The organism is Oleiphilus sp. HI0061 (genome assembly GCF_001635675.1).
Genome location: NZ_LWFE01001157.1, coordinates 1 through 3087, shown reverse-complemented (window position 1 = coordinate 3087; position 3087 = coordinate 1). Strand labels below are relative to the sequence as shown.

Sequence of the window (3087 nt, the reverse complement as noted above, 5' to 3'; positions counted from 1 at the left end):
AAGGTCCTGCTTGTCAGTCAGTAATTGCGCATAGCCGAGTATCGATTGAAGCGGGGTTCTCAGCTCGTGACTGATCCCAGATAGATAGCGACTCTTGGCGTCATTCGCTTGCTCTGCATGCTCTTTGGCTTGTTGCAATTCCAGATCGGTTTTCTCATGAGCTTGGATTTCTCGCATCAGCTTACGTGTTTGCCGATTGGACTCAATTTGGGCTACCACCCGGCTCTCGTGCGCCAAGAGAAACAGCCAGGAAATCACACCCGTAACGATCAAGAAAATAAAGAACAGTGTGATCAGACTTTGCTTTAGCACCTCCTGATCGGCAATCGCAGAAGGCATCATATGCTCATAAACCAAGGCCAGCATCGCGGCGTTGATCATATTCGTAATAATAAGCAGCCCAGCAAAACGCCCTAGCCTTGAATTCGTAGAACGCACTAACTTGCCTGGCATAAAGCGCCTTAAGAAATTCACCACCTGACGAGAAAGCCTAGCATGAGGTTTGCAGCTATCTAGACAACGCACATCGAGGGAACAACAGAGCGAACATATAGGCTGAGCATAAACGCCACAATAACTCATGTCCTCCACTTCAAAGTCATTGTCACAGACGCCGCAGGTAAGCGTCGGTCCAATAGACGGGTATGGTGACGGTGCAGCACCCGACGAAGCTCTGGTTTTCGCTTCCTCTATAATGGGAATAAGCTCTGGGGACTGTCGCGCTAAGTAATACTTTCCTTTGGTAATATAAGCGATCAGTGGCACAAAGATGAAACAGGCTAACAAAGAAATAAAGTGGCTAAGATTCTTACTTGTCTCGCCAAACACCCCAAGATATGCAGCTAAACCAAGAATACAGGCAGCCACCATTGAAACAGTACCAACCGGGTTAACATCATAGAGGTGACCTCGCTTAAACTCGATATAAGAGGGGCTGAGCCCAAGTGGTTTGTTAATCAATAAGTCTGCAGTAAGCGAGCCTAGCCAACTCACTGCGACAATAGCGAAAACCCCCAAAATTGCTTCGAGTGCCTCATGCACACCTAACTCCATCAGAATCAAAGCAATTGTCACATTGAAGACCAACCAAACAACCCGCCCAGGGTGGCTGTGAGTTGCCCGCGAGAAGAAGTTAGACCAAGCTATCGACCCGGCATAAGCGTTCGTTACGTTGATCTTCATCTGGCAGATAATCACCATAACCGCAGCTAAAATAAGCGACATTGACGGTGAGTTAGTCAGGTAATTAAATACACGTTCGTACATATAAGTCGGGTCGCTGGCGACCACATAAGTAGCCCCTTCTGTAATCGCAATATAAGCGATAAAGGAGCCAAAGAGCATTTTCAGCAAACCGATAAAGATCCAGCCTGGCCCTGATAAGACCAACCAAAACCACCACTTTTTCTTATTCTGTTCAGTCTTAGGAGGAAGAAAGCGTAGATAGTCTACCTGCTCACCAATCTGAGCAACCAAGGCAAAAAATACTGAAGCAGCGGCGCCGAACAATAGCCAATTGAATTCACCTGCATTACTAAGGCCCTTTGGCTGATAGTCTGTCCAAGCAGGCAAAGTATCATATTCGACAATGATCACGGTAGCGATTGCCGCGATTTGTAATAGTAACCACAGAGTTTGCGTCCCGACTTGAAAACGCGAAATAGTGGTAATCCCCCGGATCACAATAGGGATAACCGCCACAGCGCAAATGAAATACCCGATCGATAGCGGAATACCCAGCAAGGCATGTAAAGCCGATGCGAGAATAGCGGCTTCAATCGCAAAGAAGATAAAAGTAAACGAAGCATAAATAAGTGACGTGACTGTGGAGCCTAAGTAGCCAAACCCGGCACCTCGCGTCAAAAGATCAATGTCTAAACCGTGTTTAGCTGAGTAGTAAGCAATTGGAAAACCGGTAATAAAGAAAACCGCTGCAACGACTAACATCGCTGCAATGGTATTCACAAAGCCATAGTTAATCGTTACCGCTGCAGCAATGCTTTCAAGTGCCAAAAAAGCAGTCGCCCCTAAAGCGGTTTTGCCGACACGGCTAATACCCATACGCCGAGCTTTACGAGCGGTGAATCGTAAGGCGTAATCTTCTAGGGTTTGGTCAGCCACCCACTGGTTATAGTGGCGACGAACTTTAAGAATCTTCTGTTTGGCAGGCATAAGCTCTATAGCAAAAGTTTTATGTACTTATAAATGAGTATTTAGCTAGACAGGGTAATGCTTTTTTAGGGCGAAAACGAGCTTTAAACGTGTTAGGTCACGATATAACTAATGCCTAAAAGTCAGCACCCAAGCTGGCCTATTAGAATAAATTGTCTGACTTGGGCCTAACCATTCTAAGCAAGACTTGGTCAGAAAAGTGCCAATTTAAGACACTGGCACTTGCTTAAACTTTGGCTGAATACTGCTGTTATTAAGCAGCTACCTGATATCTCAAACTGGTGATAAGAAGGCAAAATTCAATATGACCCCTATTATAGCAAACGCGCTGTGATTGAATTCACGACAAAGTCAAAATCAAAAGCATATACTAGTGAAAATTGATATCTGGTAAATATTCATGAATATACAACTAACACGTTTTCAGTTGGGCAGAACCTAAAGTATGCGAACCCAAAACTTAGGTAACTAATATGAAAGGCCTGAAGAAAATAGCATTAGCATCCGCAATCGCAGCAGTAGCAGCGGGCGCACAAGCAGAATTAAAAGCTCTTGATGATTCAACAATGGGTGAATTAACTGGTCAAGCTGGTTTAACTATCGATTTAGAAACTAAAGTATCTATCGGTCAGTTCATGTATAAAGATGCTGGTTGACGTGGTCTAATAGATATGACCAGTCCAGTTAAGACATAATACGTCCTAACTGGAGAAGGTAAATTGAATACACGAAAAAAATATTCCCAAGAATTTAAATTGGACGCGATTAGTCTGGTGCTTGATCAAGGCCACACTAGGACAGAGGCAGCCCGTAGCCTGGGTATTAGCGCACAGGTACTGGGGCGTTGGATAAAAGAATATCAAAACGATTCAGGCAATGCTTTCAGAGGCAATGGCAAGCTTACGTCAGAGCAAG

Annotated in this window: 3 protein-coding genes; 2 read left to right on the top strand and 1 reads right to left on the bottom strand. The window is 44.7% G+C overall.

Features of this window, described 5'->3' with window-relative positions; translation table 11 throughout:
• Positions 1–2172, bottom strand: a 2172-nt coding sequence (locus A3735_RS17525; protein ID WP_304439993.1) for a histidine kinase dimerization/phospho-acceptor domain-containing protein, incomplete at its 3' end; no start/stop codon positions are given.
• A gap of 473 nt (positions 2173–2645) precedes the next feature.
• On the opposite strand from A3735_RS17525, the gene A3735_RS17520 reads away from it, so the two are divergent.
• Positions 2646–2828: a DUF6160 family protein gene (locus A3735_RS17520; protein ID WP_068510164.1), complete on the top strand. Its 183-nt coding sequence runs from the start codon at positions 2646–2648 to the stop codon at positions 2826–2828.
• 63 nt (positions 2829–2891) lie between these two features.
• A partial coding sequence (locus A3735_RS17515; protein ID WP_068638361.1) for a transposase occupies positions 2892–3087 on the top strand: 196 nt, incomplete at its 3' end.

What these genes read in the sequence shown, in the direction of transcription:
- A3735_RS17520 (WP_068510164.1), top strand. Translation starts at nt 2,646, where the DNA reads ATGAAAGGCCTGAAGAAAATAGCATTAGCATCCGCAATCGCAGCAGTA.